This is a genomic window from Mycobacterium basiliense, from assembly GCF_900292015.1.
Taxonomy (GTDB): Bacteria; Actinomycetota; Actinomycetes; order Mycobacteriales; family Mycobacteriaceae; genus Mycobacterium; species Mycobacterium basiliense.
Genome location: NZ_LR130759.1, coordinates 3290261 through 3307759, shown reverse-complemented (window position 1 = coordinate 3307759; position 17499 = coordinate 3290261). Strand labels below are relative to the sequence as shown.

At 67.4% G+C, this 17499-nt stretch carries 13 protein-coding genes; 11 read left to right on the top strand and 2 right to left on the bottom strand.

Annotation, left to right across the window (positions count from 1 at the left end; all coding sequences use genetic code 11):
- Nucleotides 1-45 precede the first annotated feature (45 nt).
- The 8 genes from MB901379_RS13915 (at nucleotide 46) to MB901379_RS13880 (ending at nucleotide 8334) form a co-directional block, all read left to right on the top strand.
- Nucleotides 46-876: an undecaprenyl-diphosphate phosphatase gene (locus MB901379_RS13915; protein ID WP_158019159.1), complete on the top strand. Its 831-nt coding sequence runs from the start codon at nucleotides 46-48 to the stop codon at nucleotides 874-876.
- Nucleotides 873-1613, top strand: a complete 741-nt coding sequence (locus MB901379_RS13910; protein WP_158017216.1) for a histidine phosphatase family protein — start codon at nucleotides 873-875, stop codon at nucleotides 1611-1613. Before MB901379_RS13915 ends, MB901379_RS13910 begins: the two co-directional genes overlap by 4 nt.
- Nucleotides 1614-1695: 82 nt before the next feature.
- Complete coding sequence (locus MB901379_RS13905) at nucleotides 1696-2283, top strand: DUF3090 domain-containing protein (protein ID WP_158017215.1); 588 nt, start codon at nucleotides 1696-1698, stop codon at nucleotides 2281-2283.
- Nucleotides 2267-3082 carry an SCO1664 family protein gene (locus tag MB901379_RS13900; RefSeq protein ID WP_158017214.1) on the top strand — a complete coding sequence of 272 codons (816 nt, stop codon included), beginning with the start codon at nucleotides 2267-2269 and terminating at the stop codon, nucleotides 3080-3082. The genes MB901379_RS13905 and MB901379_RS13900 overlap by 17 nt, the downstream gene beginning before the upstream one ends.
- 65 nt (nucleotides 3083-3147) lie before the next feature.
- Nucleotides 3148-3936, top strand: a complete 789-nt coding sequence (locus tag MB901379_RS13895) for a 3'(2'),5'-bisphosphate nucleotidase CysQ (protein ID WP_158017213.1) — start codon at nucleotides 3148-3150, stop codon at nucleotides 3934-3936.
- Nucleotides 3937-4283: 347 nt separating this feature from the next.
- Nucleotides 4284-5519 carry a cysteine--1-D-myo-inosityl 2-amino-2-deoxy-alpha-D-glucopyranoside ligase gene (gene mshC / locus MB901379_RS13890; RefSeq protein WP_158017212.1) on the top strand — a complete coding sequence of 412 codons (1236 nt, stop codon included), beginning with the start codon at nucleotides 4284-4286 and terminating at the stop codon, nucleotides 5517-5519.
- A 23-nt stretch (nucleotides 5520-5542) separates the two neighbouring features.
- The gene (locus MB901379_RS13885) at nucleotides 5543-6424 is read left to right on the top strand and encodes an SDR family oxidoreductase (RefSeq protein ID WP_158017211.1); all 882 of its coding nucleotides are present in this window, start codon (nucleotides 5543-5545) and stop codon (nucleotides 6422-6424) included.
- A gap of 95 nt (nucleotides 6425-6519) precedes the next feature.
- Nucleotides 6520-8334 carry a PE family protein gene (locus MB901379_RS13880; protein ID WP_158017210.1) on the top strand — a complete coding sequence of 605 codons (1815 nt, stop codon included), beginning with the start codon at nucleotides 6520-6522 and terminating at the stop codon, nucleotides 8332-8334.
- A 26-nt stretch (nucleotides 8335-8360) separates the two neighbouring features.
- Here MB901379_RS13880 and MB901379_RS13875 read toward each other — a convergent pair whose 3' ends face one another.
- On the bottom strand, nucleotides 8361-9236 hold the full coding sequence (locus MB901379_RS13875) for a PAC2 family protein (RefSeq protein ID WP_158017209.1): 876 nt from the start codon (nucleotides 9234-9236) through the stop codon (nucleotides 8361-8363).
- Nucleotides 9237-9365: 129 nt separating this feature from the next.
- On the opposite strand from MB901379_RS13875, the gene metH reads away from it, so the two are divergent.
- Complete coding sequence (gene metH, locus MB901379_RS13870) at nucleotides 9366-12968, top strand: methionine synthase (protein ID WP_158017208.1); 3603 nt, start codon at nucleotides 9366-9368, stop codon at nucleotides 12966-12968.
- Here the strand turns inward: metH and MB901379_RS13865 are convergent.
- Nucleotides 12965-14404: a PPE family protein gene (locus MB901379_RS13865; RefSeq protein ID WP_158017207.1), complete on the bottom strand. Its 1440-nt coding sequence runs from the start codon at nucleotides 14402-14404 to the stop codon at nucleotides 12965-12967. The genes metH and MB901379_RS13865 overlap by 4 nt on opposite strands.
- A gap of 382 nt (nucleotides 14405-14786) precedes the next feature.
- Between MB901379_RS13865 and MB901379_RS13860 the strand changes: the two genes are divergently transcribed.
- Entirely contained in the window at nucleotides 14787-17141 is a 2355-nt protein-coding gene (locus MB901379_RS13860; RefSeq protein WP_158017206.1) for a PE family protein, read from the top strand.
- 74 nt (nucleotides 17142-17215) lie between these two features.
- The gene (locus MB901379_RS13855) at nucleotides 17216-17497 is read left to right on the top strand and encodes a phosphoribosyl-ATP diphosphatase (protein ID WP_158017205.1); all 282 of its coding nucleotides are present in this window, start codon (nucleotides 17216-17218) and stop codon (nucleotides 17495-17497) included.
- Nucleotides 17498-17499: the final 2 nt, after the last annotated feature.

Genomic DNA, 17499 nt, shown 5'->3' with positions numbered 1-17499 from the left:
TCCCCGGCACCAGGTACGGTCGTCGTCGTGTCTGCGGTTGCGGCGATGTCCTGGTGGCAAGTCATCTCGTTGGCTGTCGTGCAAGGTTTGACCGAGTTCTTGCCGGTGTCCTCCTCGGGACATTTGGCGATCGTGTCTCGGATTTTCTTCAACGACGACGCCGGCGCTTCATTCACTGCGGTCACACAGCTAGGCACCGAGGCCGCGGTACTGGCCTACTTCGCGCGCGACATCGTGCGAATCGTCCGGGCCTGGTTTGACGGTCTGGTGGTCAAGTCGCATCGCAACGCCGACTACCGTCTCGGCTGGTACGTCATCATCGGGACCATCCCCATCTGCATTTTGGGTCTGTTGTTCAAGGATGAAATTCGGTCGGGTGTGCGCAACCTGTGGGTGGTTGCGACGGCATTGGTGATCTTTTCGGCAGTGATTGCCCTCGCCGAGTACGTGGGTCGGCAAGACCGGCACATTGACCAGCTGACCTGGCGGGATGCCGTGGTGGTCGGAACCGCCCAGACGTTGGCCCTCGTTCCCGGTGTTTCGCGCTCCGGGGCGACCATCAGCGCTGGGTTGTTTCTTGGACTCGACCGCGAGTTGGCCGCCCGATTCGGGTTCCTGCTTGCGATACCCGCCGTGTTCGCCTCCGGGCTGTTCTCGCTGCCAGACGCCTTCCATCCGGTGACTCAAGGAATGAGTGCCACTGGTCCGCAGCTGCTGGTGGCCACCCTGATCGCGTTCGGGGTGGGTCTCAGCGCGGTGGCCTGGTTCCTGCGATTTCTGCTGCGGCACAACATGTATTGGTTCGTGGGTTATCGAGTTGCCGTTGGTGTGGCGGTGCTGATCCTGCTGGCCACCGGGACGGTGGCCGCGACATGACCGTCATCCTGTTGCGTCATGGGCGGTCCACCTCCAACACCGCGGGCATACTGGCCGGCCGTTCTGAGGGCGTTGATCTCGACGACAAGGGACGCGAACAAGCGGCCGGGTTGATCGATCGGATCGGTGAGCTACCGGTGCGGGCGGTGGTTTCGTCGCCGATGCTGCGCTGCCGTAACACGGTGGCGCCGTTGGCCCGCGCGCTATGTCTCGAGCCGCTCATCGACGATCGGCTTTCCGAAGTCGACTACGGTGAGTGGACCGGCCGTAAAATCGCCGATCTGATCAACGAGCCGATGTGGAAGATCGTTCAGGCTCATCCCAGCGCGGCGATGTTTCCCAGCGGCGAGGGCTTGTCGCAGGTACAGGCCCGCGCTGTGGCCGCCGTCCGCGAACACGACCGGTTGTTGGCCGACCAGCACGGGGGCGACGCCTTGTGGCTGGCCTGCACCCATGGCGACGTCATCAAGTCGGTGATTGCTGACGCGTACGGCATGCACCTCGACGGCTTCCAGCGGGTTACCGCCGACCCGGCGTCGGTGAGCGTGGTCCGCTACACCCCAATGCGGCCGTTCGTGTTGCACGTCAATCACACCGGCGCGCGGCTGTCGGCGGGGTTACGCGCCGCGCCCCCGCCCAAGGCGTCGTCAGCCAATGTGCCCGATGACAACAAAGTAGGAGAGTCCGACCGTGGGGTGCCGCCCGGTGACGCCATCGTCGGCGGCTCCACTGGCTAATTGCGATACACCCCGTTAGTTCAGCGGTGCGTGCCCTATGAGTCGCACGGTGACCGCATCTGCACGGTATTTTGGAGGTGCCATGTCCCGCGCAATTCACGTATTCCGCACACCCGACCGCTTCGTGGCCGGGACCGTAGGTCAGCCCGGAAATCGCACGTTCTACATTCAGGCAGCGCACGACAACCGGGTCGTGTCGGTGGTTCTGGAGAAGCAACAGGTCGCGGTGCTTGCCGAACGCATCGGTGCGTTGCTGCTCGAGGTGAATCGCAGATTCGGCACGCCGGTACCTCCGGAGCCCACCGAGGTTGATGACCTGAATCCACTGATCATGCCGGTGGATGCGGAGTTCCGGGTCGGGACGATGGGACTTGGTTGGGATTCGGAGGCCCAGACCGTGGTCGTTGAACTGCTGGCCGTCACCGACGCGGAGTTCGATGCCTCGGTGGTGCTCGACGACACCGACGAGGGTCCCGACGCGGTGCGTGTCTTCCTCACGCCGGAGTCGGCGCGACAGTTCGCCACCCGGTCTAACCGCGTCATCTCCGCGGGGCGCCCGCCGTGCCCGCTGTGCGACGAGCCGCTGGACCCCGAGGGGCATATCTGCGCACGCGCCAACGGCTACCGGCGCGATGTGCTGCTCGGGCCCGCCGATGACGCCGAGGAATGACGACCGTGAGGTTCTGCGGGACGGCGAACTGACGGTTCTCGGACGTATTCGCTCGGCCAGCAATGCCACCTTTCTTTGTGAATCAACGCTGGGCGAGGACGCCGTGCACTGCGTCTACAAGCCGATCTCCGGTGAGCAGCCGTTGTGGGACTTCCCCGATGGAACGCTGGCCGGCCGCGAACTCAGTGCCTATCTAGTGTCAGCGCATTTGGGCTGGAACATTGTGCCGTACACGGTTATTCGCGACGGACCCGCCGGTATTGGCATGTTGCAGCTGTGGATACAGCAGCCGGGCGACACGGCAGACACCGATCCACCGACCAGACCCGACCTGGTTGATTTGTTTCCCACCGGCACGTCCCAGCCCGGATATCTGCCGGTGCTTCGTGCCTACGACTATGCCGGCGACGAGGTGGTCTTGATGCACGCCGACGACATTCGATTGAAGCGGATGGCCGTGTTCGACGTCTTGGTCAACAACGCGGACCGTAAGGGGGGCCACATCTTGTACGGCATCGACGGCCACGTGTACGGAGTCGACCATGGCGTATGCCTGCACGTCCAGGACAAATTGCGCACCGTGCTATGGGGTTGGGCGGGCAAGCCGATCGATGACCAAACGTTGGAGGCGGTTGCCGGTCTCGCCGATGACCTTGGCGGATCGCTTGGCCAGGCGCTGATCGGACAAATCACCAGCGCCGAAATCGCGGCGCTACGCCGGCGCGCACACGCACTACTGAACAATCCGGTGATGCCTGGGCCGAACCGCCATCGACCGATACCCTGGCCGGCGTTCTAGCGTCAGGATCGGCCTTTGTGCCCTTCCACATCAGCACAGGGGGTCGACTCGGCGATACTAATGCGGTGAGACCGTCCGCACGTGACCTGACAGATGCGGAACTGGCCGCCGAGCTCGCCGCTGATGCGGGGGAGCTGCTGCTGGCGGTGCGGGAAGAAGTTGGCTTCGATCATCCGTGGGCGTTGGGCGACGCCGGTGACATTCAGGCAAACGCGCTGTTGCTGCGTCGGCTGCGGGAGGAACGACCCGGCGATGCGGTGCTTAGCGAGGAAGCCCATGACGATCTGGTGCGGCTGAAGTCCGACCGGGTGTGGATCATCGATCCCCTGGACGGCACTCGCGAATTCTCTACACGTGGCCGTGATGACTGGGCAGTGCACGTCGCCTTGTGGCAGCGTGCGACCAACGGCAAGTCGGCGATCACCGATGCGGCGGTGTCATTGCCGGCCCGCGGAAACGTCGTGTACCGCAGTGACACCGTGACCGCCCAAGCCGCCCCCGTCAGGATTCCTGAGGTCATCCGGGTGGCGGTCAGCACCACCCGGCCGCCGGCAATTCTGTACCGCCTTCGGCATATGCTGCCGATTCAACCGGTGGCCATCGGCTCGGCCGGTGCCAAAGCAATGGCCCTGATCGACGGGGTCGCCGATGCCTACCTGCACGCCGGTGGTCAATGGGAATGGGATTCGGCCGCGCCGGCGGGCGTGGTGCTGGCCGCCGGAATGCATGCGTCCCGGCTCGACGGTTCGCCGCTGCGCTACAACCAGCTCGATCCCTACCTGCCTGACTTCGTGATGTGCAGGCCAGAACTGGCGCCGATGCTGCTGGGCGCCATCCGACAGGCCTTTCTGTAATCAGCTCTCGGCAGTGCTCACCACCCGATCGAGTCTGTACTGGCGGCGCCGACATTGCACCCAGGGCTGGCGAACTCCCGATCTGCCCGCCCTGGCCGCAGAGTCGATGCCTGCCGGGCTCCTCCCCAGCCCGCTACGCGGGCCGTATCGTCGCCCGGTTGGGCTGGACTGCCGGGCTCCTCCCCAGCCCGCTACGCGGGCCGTATCGTCGCCCGGTTGGGCTGGACTGCCGGGCTCCTCCCCAGCCCGCTACGCGGGCCGTATCGTCGCCCGGTTGGGCTGGACTGCCGGGCTCCTCCCCAGCCCGCTACGCGGGCCGTATCGTCGCCCGGCCTAAAGTCAACGTCATGCAGTCGTGGTCTTCCGCACCGGTTCCAACGCTGCCGGGACGCGGTCCGGAGCTACGGCTCTACGACACCGCAGACCGGCAGGTGCGCCCAGTGGCCCCGGGAACCACAGCGACCATGTATGTCTGCGGAATCACGCCTTATGACGCCACTCATCTGGGCCACGCCGCGACCTACCTAGCGTTCGACCTGATCCATCGGCTGTGGCTAGACCTCGGTCACGACGTGCACTACGTGCAGAACGTCACCGACGTCGACGACCCGCTGTTCGAGCGTGCCGATCGCGATGGCATCGATTGGCGCGCCCTTTCCGAGCAGGAAGTCGAGCTATTCCGCGCCGACATGGCCGCCCTGCGGGTACTGCCGCCGCACGACTATGTGGCTGCCACCGAGGCGGTGGCGGAGATGGTTGAGCTGATCGAGAAGTTGTTGGCCTCGGGGGCTGCGTATGTCGTCGATGACGAGTATCCCGATGTCTACTACCGGGCCGATGCCACCGCGCAATTCGGTTACGAGTCGGGCTACAACCGCGACACGATGTTGGACCTGTTCGAGCAGCGCGGCGGCGACCCGCGCCGGTCGGGTAAGAGCGACGAGCTTGACGCTCTGCTATGGCGCGCCCAGCGGCCGGGGGAGCCCAGCTGGCCGTCGCCGCTGGGGCCCGGGCGACCGGGCTGGCACGTCGAATGCGCGGCCATCGCGCTCAGTCGTCTAGGCAGTGGCCTCGACGTACAGGGCGGTGGCAGTGACCTGATTTTTCCACACCATGAATTCACCGCCGCGCACGCCGAATGTGCCACGGGCGAGCGGCGATTCGCGCGGCATTACGTGCACGCCGGAATGATTGGCTGGGATGGGCACAAGATGTCCAAGAGCCGCGGCAACCTGGTGCTCGTTTCGGGACTGCGTACCCAGGGCGTCGAGCCGTCGGCCGTTCGACTGGGTCTGCTGGCCGAGCACTACCGCGCGGACCGCTTCTGGAGCCAGCAAGTGCTCGACGAGGCGGTTGATCGTCTGCAACGCTGGCGCACCGCGACCGCGCTGCCCGCCGGTCCGGACGCCGTCGACGTCATCGCCCGGCTTCGCCGATATCTAGCCGATGACCTCGATACGCCTAAAGCGATTGCGGCACTGGATGGTTGGACCATTGACGCGCTCGAATACGGCGGCCATGATGAGTCGGCGCCGAGGGCGGTGGGGACTGCGATCGATGCGCTGTTGGGGGTGGACCTGTAGCCGGGCGGTGGTACGTTTCGCCCATGACATCGGTGCAGGACAAAGTTGTCTTCATCACAGGTGGTGCCCGAGGAATCGGGGCTGAAGTTGCACGTCGGCTGCACAACAAGGGCGCCAAGCTGGTGCTGACCGACTTGAGCAAGGCCGAGTTGGCCGCAATCGCCGCCGAAATTGGCGGTGATGACCGGCTGCTCACCGTCGTCGCCGACGTGCGGGATCTGCCCGCCATGCAGGCCGCGGCCGATCAGGCGGTCAAAAAATTCGGCGGCATTGACATCGTCGTGGCCAACGCCGGTATCGCCAGCTATGGATCGGTGCTGCAGGTTGATCCGGAAGCCTTCAAACGGGTATTGGACGTCAACGTGGTTGGCGTCTTTCACACCGTGCGCGCCACACTGCAGGCGGTGATCGAGCGACGCGGCTACATGCTGATCGTCTCGTCGTTGGCGGCCTACGCTGCATCGCCCGGGCTGACGCCGTACAACGCGTCCAAGGCTGGGGTCGAGATCTTCGCCAACGCGCTGCGGCTGGAAGTCGCCCGCCACGGCGTCGGTGTCGGCTCGGCGCATATGTCCTGGATCGACACGGCGCTGGTCCGCGATACCAAAGCCGACCTGCCCGCCTTCGACGAGCTGTTGGCCAAGCTGCCCTGGCCGCTGAACAAGACCACCTCCGTGAACAAGTGCGCGGCTGCGTTCGTCAAGGGCATAGAGGGCCGCAAGGCTCGTGTCTTCTGTCCGGATTGGGTCGGCGTTATCCGCTGGCTCAAGCCGATCCTTTCCACCCGGATTGGTGAACGCCCCATTCGCAAGACCACTGCCGAGTTGCTGCCCCGTCTGGATGCCGAGGTCGCCGCGCTCGGTCGCTCCACCAGCGCGTACAACCAGGCGTTGGAAAAGCCCTAACGCGGGCCCCAGCGAGGCTATGATCTGCGTTGTTGCCCCCGGCCCGGTGGTCGACTGGGCAGGTTACTGGGCGGCGCTGAGTGGGCGGAGACCAAGTGTCGTTTGTGAGCGTGCAACCTTCTGTCTTGACTGCTGCGGCCTGGGATTTGGCGGGCGTCGGTTCGGCGATCGGCGCGGCCAACGCGGTCGCGTTCGGTCCCACCTCAGGGTTGGTGGCCGCCGCCGCCGATGAGGTATCGATAGGTATTGCGGCGCTGTTCGGCGCGCATGCCCAGGAGTATCAGGAGATCGGTGCGCGGGCAGCGGCGTTTCACGCACAGTTTGTGGCGGCGCTGACTTCGGGTGGGCGCTGGTATGCCACCGCCGAGGCGGCCGGCGCGTCGCCGTTGCAGGAGGCGCTGAATCTGATCAACGCGCCCACTCAGGCAATATTGGGGCGGCCGTTGATTGGTGATGGTGCCAACGGTGGGCCGGGTCAGGCTGGTGGAGCCGGTGGGTTGCTGTTCGGCAACGGCGGCAACGGCGGGGCCGGGGGGGCGGGGCAGGCCGGCGGCGAGGGTGGCAGCGCGGGTTTGTTCGGCCATGGCGGCAATGGTGGGGCCGGTGGTATTGGGGCCGCCGGCGGCAGCGGGGGCAGCGGCGGACTGTTATATGGCGATGGCGGCGCCGGAGGAAATGGCGGGGCCGGTGCGACGGGCATCAATGGCGGCATGGCCGGGCGGGGCGGCAACGGTGGTAGCGCGTATTGGTTCGGTAACGGCGGCAGTGGAGGGCAGGGCGGCGACGGCCTGGCCGGGGTGGACGGCGTCAACCCGGTACCGGACGCTACCCCCGCAGCACCCGGCACCAACGGTCTGGATTCGGTCGCGGGCGGAACGACAGACGCGTTCGGCGGCAATGGAGGGGCTGGCACCGACGGCGGCCTCGACGAGACCGGCGGCACCGGCGGGCAAGGCGGGCGCGGCCAGGCCGGGCTGGGAGCGGCCCATGGTGGTTCCGGTGGTTCCGGCGGTTCTGGCGGTGCCGGCGGTAAAGGTGGTCACGGCGGGAACGCGGGCTCGGAAGGGAGCGGCGCCCTGGCTGGTGCCGGCGGTAACGGTGGCGATGCCCTGGCCGCCGGCGGTTCCGGCGGTGACGGCGGTAACGGCGGGAACGCCATCGCCGGTCCGAACAACGCTTTTGGGGGTCTGGGCGGTAATGGTGGCAACGGCCATGCCAGCGATGTGTCCGGGAGTGCCGGGGGTGCCGGCGGCGTCGGTGGCGCCGGTGGCCGAGGCGGGTTGTTGATCGGCAACGGCGGCGGCGGTGGCGCTGGCGGCCAGGGCGGCGGCGGAGGTGCGGGCGCCGTCGGCGGGCTTGGGGGCGACGGCGGGTCGGGCGGGAACGCCAACGAAATTTTTGGGGGTAACGCCCAGGCTGGCCGTGGTGGCGTGGGAGGCAGCGGCGGCACCGGGGCTTCCGGCGCTATGGGGGGCAGCGGCGGTCAGGGCGGCGCCGGCGGGGCGGGCGGCGTGCTGATCGGTGCTGGGGGCGCCGGGGGCGCTGGTGGGCTTGGTGGCGCTGGCGGAATGGGTGGGGCCGGGGGGGCTGCAGGGATGGGTGGTCAGGGTGGGCTTGCCACAGCCGGCGCCGGGGGCAACATCGGCGGCGGTCACGGAGGTGACGGCGGCAATGGCGGCGATGGCGGCACCGGCGGCAACGGCGGTGCCGGTGGGGCCGGCGGTGCCGGCGGGACCGGGGGTCTGATCGGCCAGTCTGGCGCCACGGGCTCTACGGGCGGCGGCGGCGATGGTGGGATCGGCGGCAGCGGCGGTATGCGCGGTGAGGGTGGTTTGGTCGTGACGCCAGGCGGCATGGTCGGTAACCCCGGAAATGTGGGCAATCCAGGCGGCTCCGGGTCGGATGGCTGATATCCCTTAGACGCCGGGAACTCGGACTAGCTCCCGAAACCCGGTCTGCGCCGCAGGTAGCGCTCGAACTCGGCGGCCAACGCGTCGCCGTCGATCTTGCCCAGGGCTTCGTTCAAGTCGATCGCGGCGTCGCCGTGCTGCTCGAGCGCTTGCACGTACTCGGCCAGCTCCTCATCATCGGTGGTCATCTCGGTGATTTCGTGCTCCCACGCATCGGCTAGCGCCGGCAGGTCGGCCAGGGGTACCTCAACGTCGAGCACATCCTCGACGCGGCGCAGCAGTGCGACCGTCGCCTTGGGATTAGGTGGATGGGATACGTAATGGGGGACCGCCGCCCAAAACGTCACCGCCGGGATCCCGGCGGCGATGCAGGCGTGTTGGAATACTCCGGCGATACCGGTCGGGCCCTCGTAGCGTGTCTCCTCCAGGCCGAACAATCGTGCCGACTCAGCGGAGTAAGCCGCACCCGAGACCGGCACCGGACGGGTATGCGGTGTGTCCGCCAGCAACGCCCCCAGGATCACGATCGTTTCGACGTTGAGCTTGTCGATGATGGCCAGCAGTTCGGCGCAAAACGTGCGCCAGCGCATGTTGGGCTCCACCCCGCACATCAACACCACGTCGCGCTGGCAGTCCGGGGGGCGACAGTGCGAGATCCGCATTGCCGGCCATTCCAATTCCCGGGTAACCCCGTCGACCTGGCGGATAACCGGTCGATTCACCTGGTAGTCGTAATAGGCCTCGTCGTCGATCTCCACGATGGGAAGCGCGTTCCAGGTCGAGGCGAGGTGGCCCACCGCGTCGCTGGCGGCGTCGCCGGCGTCGTTCCAGCCCTCAAACGCCGCCACGACGACGGTGTTGTGCAGTTCGGGCAGCGTCTCGCCGCCAACCGGCAGGGTCATTCGGTCAGACTACGGCCTGGACCCAGCGTGGGCTGAATGCACGGGCCTGACCGGCAGGTACGGTGCCGGCGACCTGTCAGTGCGCTGTCAACGCCTGAGGGAATTGCATAGCACCACTATCCTTGCAGTGTGACTCCCGCTAACGAACGGCACTACGACACCGATCTCCTCGACGTTTTGGCGCAGCGGGTGGTGGTGGGCGACGGCGCGATGGGCACTCAGTTGCAGGCCGCCGATCTCACGTTGGACGACTTCCGCGGCCTGGAAGGCTGCAACGAAATCCTCAACGAAACCCGCCCTGACGTGCTGGAAACCATTCACCGCAACTACTTCGAAGCAGGCGCGGACGCCGTCGAGACCAACACCTTCGGCTGTAACTTGTCCAACCTCGGCGACTACGACATCGCCGACAAGATCAGGGACCTGTCGCAGAAAGGCACGGCGATTGCGCGCCGGGTCGCCGACGAGCTCGCCACACCCGAGCGCGGCCGCTACGTGTTGGGCTCGATGGGCCCGGGCACCAAGCTGCCCACCCTGGGCCATACGGAGTACGCGGTAATTCGCGACGCGTACACCGAGGCCGCACTGGGCATGCTGGACGGCGGTGCGGACGCCATCCTGGTGGAAACCTGCCAGGACTTGCTGCAGCTCAAGGCGGCCGTGTTGGGATCACGGCGGGCGATGACGCAGTCCGGCCGCCACATCCCGGTCTTTGCCCACGTCACCGTCGAGACCACCGGCACGATGCTGCTCGGCAGCGAGATCGGCGCGGCGCTGACCGCTGTCGAACCGCTCGGCGTAGACATGATCGGTTTGAACTGCGCCACCGGTCCCGCGGAGATGAGCGAGCACCTCCGCCATCTGTCCAGGCACGCCCGCATCCCGGTGTCGGTGATGCCCAACGCCGGACTGCCGGTCCTGGGTGCCAAGGGCGCCGAGTATCCGCTGCTGCCCGACGAGCTGGCCGAAGCGCTGTCCGGATTCATCTCCGAGTTCGGACTCTCGCTGGTCGGCGGGTGTTGTGGTACTACGCCCGCGCACATCCGCGAGGTCGCCGCGGCCGTGGCCGAATTCAACAACGGGACCAAGCAGCGCGGTGAACGGCACGTCACCTACGAACCGTCGGTGGCGTCGCTCTATACCGCGATCCCGTTCGCGCAGGACGCTTCGGTGCTGGTAATCGGCGAGCGCACCAACGCCAACGGCTCCAAGGGTTTCCGCGAGGCAATGATCGCCGAGGACTACCAGAAGTGCCTCGACATCGCCAAGGACCAAACCCGCGACGGTGCGCACCTGCTGGATCTGTGTGTCGACTACGTGGGCCGCGACGGCGTGGCGGACATGAAAGCGTTGGCCAGCCGCCTCGCGACCTCATCGACGCTGCCGATCATGCTGGACTCCACCGAGACTCCGGTGTTGCAAGCGGGTTTGGAGCACCTGGGCGGCCGCTGCGCGATCAACTCGGTGAACTACGAGGACGGTGACGGTCCGGAGTCACGGTTCGCCAAGACCATGGAGCTGGTCGCCGAGCACGGCGCGGCCGTGGTCGCGCTGACCATCGACGAAGACGGTCAGGCCCGTACCGCCGAGAAGAAGGTCGAGATCGCCGAGCGGCTGATCAACGACATCACCGGCAACTGGGGCGTCGACGAATCATCGATCCTCATCGACACGTTGACCTTCACCATCGCCACCGGCCAAGAAGAGTCGCGGAAAGACGGCATCGAAACCATCGAGGCCATTCGCGAGCTGAAGAAGCGCCACCCAGACGTGCAAACCACGCTCGGGTTGTCCAACATCTCCTTCGGTCTCAATCCCGCAGCGCGCCAAGTGCTCAACTCGGTGTTCCTGCACGAATGCCAGGAGGCCGGGCTGGACTCGGCGATCGTGCACGCGTCCAAGATCTTGCCGATGAACCGTATCCCCGAAGAACAGCGGCAAGTCGCGTTGGATCTGGTCTACGACCGCCGTCGAGATGGCTATGACCCGCTGCAGGAGCTGATGCGCCTGTTCGAAGGCGTGTCCGCGGCGTCGTCCAAGGAATCCCGCGCCGCCGAGCTGGCGAAGTTGCCGTTGTTCGAACGGCTGGCGCAGCGCATCGTCGACGGCGAGCGCAACGGTCTCGATGTCGATCTCGACGAGGCGATGACACAGAAGCCGCCGCTGGAGATCATCAACGAGAACCTGCTCGCCGGCATGAAGACGGTCGGCGAACTGTTCGGCTCCGGCCAGATGCAGCTGCCGTTCGTGTTGCAGTCGGCCGAGGTAATGAAGGCCGCGGTCGCCCATCTGGAACCGCACATGGAGAAATCCGATGATGACGCGGGCAAGGGACGCATCGTGCTGGCCACTGTCAAGGGTGACGTGCACGACATCGGCAAGAACCTGGTCGACATCATCTTGAGCAACAACGGCTACGAGGTGGTCAACATCGGCATCAAGCAGCCGATCGCCACCATCCTGGAGGTGGCCGAGGACAAGAGCGCTGACGTGGTCGGTATGTCGGGGCTGCTGGTGAAGTCCACCGTGGTGATGAAGGAAAACCTCGAGGAAATGAACACTCGGGGCGTCGCCGAGAAGTTCCCGGTGTTGCTGGGTGGTGCGGCGCTGACACGCAGCTACGTGGAAAACGACCTCGCCGAGGTTTACGAGGGCGAAGTGCACTATGCGCGAGACGCTTTCGAGGGTCTTAAGCTGATGGACTCCATCATGAGCGTCAAACGCGGCGAGGCGCCGGACCTCGACAGCCCGGAGGCCGTCGCGGCACGCAAGAAGGAAGCCGAGCGCAAGGCCCGTCATGAACGGTCCAAGCGCATTGCGGCGCAACGTAAGGCCGCCGAAGCGCCTGTCGAAGTGCCCGAGCGGTCCGATGTCGCGGCCGACATCGAGGTGCCCGCACCGCCATTTTGGGGCTCCCGGATTGTCAAGGGTCTGGCTGTAGCGGACTACACCGGTCTGCTGGACGAGCGCGCATTGTTCTTGGGCCAGTGGGGATTACGGGGAACACGCGGCGGCCCCAACAGTGAAGGTCCGTCGTACGAGGACCTCGTCGAGACCGAAGGACGGCCCCGGCTGCGGTACTGGCTGGACCGCTTGTCCACCGACGGCATCTTGGCCCACGCGGCGGTGGTGTACGGCTACTACCCGGCGGTGTCCGAGGGTGACGACGTTGTGGTGCTCACCGAGCCGAGAACGGACGCTCCGGCGCGGTTCCGTTTCAAATTCCCGCGTCAGCAGCGGGGCCGGTTCTTGTGCATCGCCGATTTCATCCGCTCGCGCGACCTGGCTACCGAGCGCGGCGAGGTGGACGTGTTGCCGTTCCAGCTGGTGACCATGGGCCAGCCGATCGCCGACTTTGCCAACGAGCTGTTCGCGGGCGATTCCTACCGCGATTACCTCGAAGTGCACGGCATCGGGGTGCAGCTGACCGAAGCGCTGGCCGAGTACTGGCACCGCCGGATCCGGGAGGAGCTCAAGTACTCCGGTGACCGTGCGATGGCGGCCGAGGATCCCGACGCCGTGGAGGACTACTTCAAGCTCGGCTATCGCGGTGCCCGGTTTGCCTTCGGTTACGGTGCCTGCCCCGATCTGGAGGATCGCGCCAAAATGATGGAGCTACTGGAGCCCGACCGCATCGGCGTAACGCTGTCCGAAGAGCTGCAGCTGCACCCCGAGCAGTCGACGGACGCGTTTGTGCTGCACCACCCCGAGGCGAAGTACTTCAACGTCTAGGTCGGATCCGGGCCGCTCCAGGTCTGCGGCAGCATTGGCTCCGGTGTGCTCTCGGCGACGGTCTGGCCGATTCGCAGAGTGAGTCCTTTTGCTTGTCCGGCAACTGATTTAGGGATGGTTCCGGCGAAGCCTGATGCGTCCGCGCCGCGCTCACCGGTGGCTATCTGTTTGTCGACGGGCGTGTCGGTCATGCTCAGGTATTCGTTGGCGTCCGGGAACTCGTAGCGGTATTGGCGCACGCGTCGTTGTGCTCGTCGGGACTTGAGAGCGCCGGCAAGTGCTTGATCGCCGCGCGGTTTGGCCGCTGGTGCCACGGTATCTGCGGCGGCACCGGCGTCCGCTTTACCCTCTGCGGTGGGGGTGCGCCCGTCGCCACCGGGACCCCCGATGGCGTAAAAGCCTTGGGCGGCAGCGGGTCCCGCGGGCGGGTGCGCCGGTGATGTGGCGGAAGCGGGCGCAGGCTGTGCCGGCCCGGCGATGGGAGCGCCGGTGGTCGCGCCCGCCAATGTGACACCCGTGGTCGCGGGCGAGATTTGAGCGTTTGGCAGGTGGGCGTGCGCGCTGCCCATCAGGGGTAACGGCGCTGGCGTTGCGGTGCTGATTGCGGCAAGCCCGGTCAGCCCCGCGGCTGCCGCCGGTAGCCCGAGCGGGCTGATAGCCGGGGTGAAGGGCCCGAAATAGATCATCGGATCCAGCACCGCGTAGGCGAGAAATTTGAACACCGACCCAGATACGAGCGAGATGAAGGAGTCCAGGATGTGGACAATCAAGTTCCCCAACGGGCCGGGGAGCATCTCGGCCGCCAGGTTGCGCAGGAAATCGAGGAAGTCTTGGAGCGCTTGCAGGATGAGTTTGACGGGATCGGGGAACGAGCTGCTCGCCGCGGGGGAGCCCTCGGCCGTCACGATGTGTGGGGCCGGTGAAGTTCGGGGGGTCGCCGTCACGCTCTGCTGGCTGACGGCCTGATAGGCGGTCATGGTCGCCGCGGCCAGGAGCCACATCCGTGCATAGTCGGATTCGTTGAGTGCGATCGGGATGGTGTTGATGCCGAAGAAATTGGTGGCTACCAAAGCCCCGTGCACCGCGTGGTTGGTTGCCAGTTCGGCGAGGGTGGGCATGGCCACCAATGCCGATGTGTATCCGGCGGCGGCGGTCTCGTGGGCGGTGGCCGCGGTGTTGGCCACCGCAGCTGCCTGGATCAACCATTGGAGGAACGGTTGGTGGGCCGCGACAAACCTCTCTGCCGTCGGCCCCTGCCAGGCGCTGGCCTGCACGGCTCCCAGGAGACCGGCAAGTTCGGCGGCAATTTCGCTGTATCGCGCGCCCAGGACCTGCCACGCTCCGGCCGCCGCCAGCAGCGGGCTCGACCCTGCGCCGGTGGAGAGCAGCGTGGAATGTATCTCTGGGGGAAGGGCAAACCAGGTCGGGGAGGTCATAAGGTCGGGCTCCTTCCGGAAACATTTTGTAGGTTAGCCTAACCTAGCTAAGGATGCCCTAATTCGCCTCGCTTTTGATAGCCCGGTCGGGCTCGAACGGCGTGCCCCCGGCGACGCCACGACCGGATTTCGGTCCGGTAGTGGCCGGCTACATATCGAGCAGCGGCATCGGGATATTGAGCGGCGACGCCGAATCAATACCGGCGGGCAACGTGCGCGGTAACTGATTCCGCACTACCGATCGTGGGCCTATTTGAATTCACGCTGAACCTCAGCAAATGTCGCTAGGATGACCGGTGGAAACGGTGTCCGTATACGACTGTGCGAACGGTCGGCTTGTCGAACTCTCGAATTTGTTGCGTGATGAGTGGGTGGCGTGGTGATGTCATATTTGACGGTGGCCCCGGCGGAGTTGGCGGCAGCAGCAGCGGAAATGCAGGGCGTCGGTTCAATGCTCAGCGCGGCCAATGCGGCGGCAGTGGCTCCCACCACCGCGGTACAAGCCGCCGCTGCCGATGAAGTCTCGGCCGCTATCGCGTCACTGTTTTCCGGCCACGCCCAGGAATATCAGGCGCTCAGCGCCCAGGCGGCAACGTTTCGCCACCAGTTCGTCCGGGCGTTGAGCGCGGGCGGGCAGTCCTATTCGCTCGCGGAGGCCGCCAACGCGTCGCCCCTGCAGCAGCTGCTCGACCTGATCAACTTACCCACACAGACGCTGCTGGGCCGACCGCTAATTGGTAACGGCGCCGACGGCACTGCCTTGTCCCCCAACGGGGGGGCCGGGGGCTTGCTGTACGGCAATGGCGGCAACGGCTTCGACAACAGCGGAAACGCCGGGGTTGCCGGCGGTGCCGGCGGGTCCGCCGGGTTGATTGGCAACGGTGGCTTCGGGGGTGCCGGAGGGGCCTTGGCGGCCGGTGGCGCCGGAGGTACCGGCGGGCTGCTGTTCGGTAGCGGCGGGGCCGGCGGGGCCGGCGGCCTGGGTGCAGTCGGTGGCCAAGGCGGCGGAGCTGGAGCACTGTCGCTGGTGGGAAGCGGCGGCGACGGTGGGCATGGTGGCACCGGGCCGGCGGGTGGATTCGGCGGCAGCGGCGGCGCCGGTGGCGGCGCAGGACTGTTCGGTTTTGGTGGTCACGGCGGGACCGGCGGGACGGGCGGCGACGGTATCGCGGGTAGCCCGGGCGCGCTGGACGGCGGCGCCGGCGGCGCCGGCGGCGCGGGTGGCCGCGGCGGACTGTTCGCGGTGGGCGGCGATGGCGGCCATGGCGGGATCGGCGGGAACGGGGCTCGGGGCGCCGACGGCGTCCTCGATGGTGAGCCGGGCACCGCGGGAGGCAACGGCGGTGCGGGTGGTGCCGGTGGCACGGGTGGCACCGGGATGCTGACGGGTTCCGATGGCGTCGGCGGCGCGGGCGGCAACGGCGGTCGCGGCGGCGACGGAATCCGGGGCGCGGACGGGGCGCTCGCAGGCGAGTCGGGTGGCAAGGGCGGTGACGGCGGGGCTGGCGGCGCCGGAGGTGTGGGTGGCGCCGGGAGTCTGCCGGGATCCGACGGCGTCGGCGGGGCCGGTGGCACCGGCGCGGACGGTGGAAATGGCCTCCGAGGGGCCGACGGGGTGCTCGCCGGCGAATCGGGCGGCAAGGGCGGCGACGGTGGTGACGGCGGGGATGGTGGACTCGGTGGGACCGGGAGTGTGGCGGGATCCGACGGCACCGCCGGCCGCGGCGGTACCGGCGGGGACGGCGGCACCGCCGCGCTGGCCAGCGCGGGCAAAGTCGGCAAAGGCGGGGACGGCGGTGCCGGTGGGTCCGGCGGTGATGGAGGTACCGGTGGTCCGGCCGCTGCCGGCGGTAACGGCGGCGCGGGCGCGAACGCTGTGGACGGCAGCGGGCGAGAAGGCGGGGTCGGTGGGGCCGGCGGCGCCGGCGGTCACGGCGGTAACGGTAGCCACGGCCTCGGTGGCGCCGGCGGCAACGGTGGGATGGGGGGCAGTACCGGCGACAGCGACCCGCTGAACGGCGCATCCGGGCGCCGCGGTGCCGACGGGGGCGCTGGAGGTGATGGCGGCCAGGGCACTATCGGCGGTGCCGGCGGTAATGGCGGTGCCGGCGGTGACGGCGGGGTGGGTGGCTACGCGGTCCAGGACAACGCCGCTGGTGACGGCGGTGACGGAGGTGCCGGAGGCAAAGGTGGCCTCAGCACGCTCGGTGCCGGCGGTGCCGGCGGTGCCGGTGGCGCCGGTGGCGCCGGTGGTGACGGCAATACCCAGTCCGTCGGCAGCTCGCTCGGCGGTGACGGTGGCGTCGGCGGCAACGGCGGACTAGGGGGCGCCGGCGGCCAGGGCATCACCGGCGGAGGTTCCGGCGGTGCCGGCGGCTCAGGCGGAAATGGCGGCACCGGCGGCGAAGATACCGCAAACAGCGAGTCCAGCAACGGTGGCGCCGGTGGCAGCGGTGCTATGGGCGGCGTCGGCGGTGCCGGCGTCGTGGGCACTGGCGGTATGGGCGGCAACGGTGGCGACGGCGGTGCAGGTGGCAACGCCATCGATAGCGTCGGCGGCGCCGGCGGTACAGGCGGCGGCGGCGCTGACGGCGGTGCCGGCGGTGCCAGCTCGACCAGCACCGGCGATTTCCCGGGCGGCGCCGGCGAGGACGGCGACGACGGCAACGGGCCCACCGGACAGACCGGCGGCACCGGGGGCCCCGGCGGTGGGGGCGGTGATCCCGGCGTCGTCTGAGCACGATCGCCGACCGGAAGACCCGGCGCCGCGCCGATGCCGGGTGAAACCGCCGTGACTTCGCCAGGCGGCGCGTGACACAATCGCTGGCCGTGAAGACCTTCGAGGATCTGTTCGCCGAACTCGGCGAACGCGCCCGCACCCGGCCGCCCGGCAGCGCCACGGTGGCAGCCCTGGATGCCGGTGTGCACACCGTGGGGAAGAAGATTCTGGAGGAGGCCGGCGAAGTGTGGCTGGCCGCCGAGCATGAAACCAACGACGCGCTGGCCGAGGAGATCAGCCAGTTGCTGTACTGGACGCAGGTGCTGATGATCTCGCGTGGACTGTCCCTCGCCGACGTGTACCGGAAGCTGTGAGC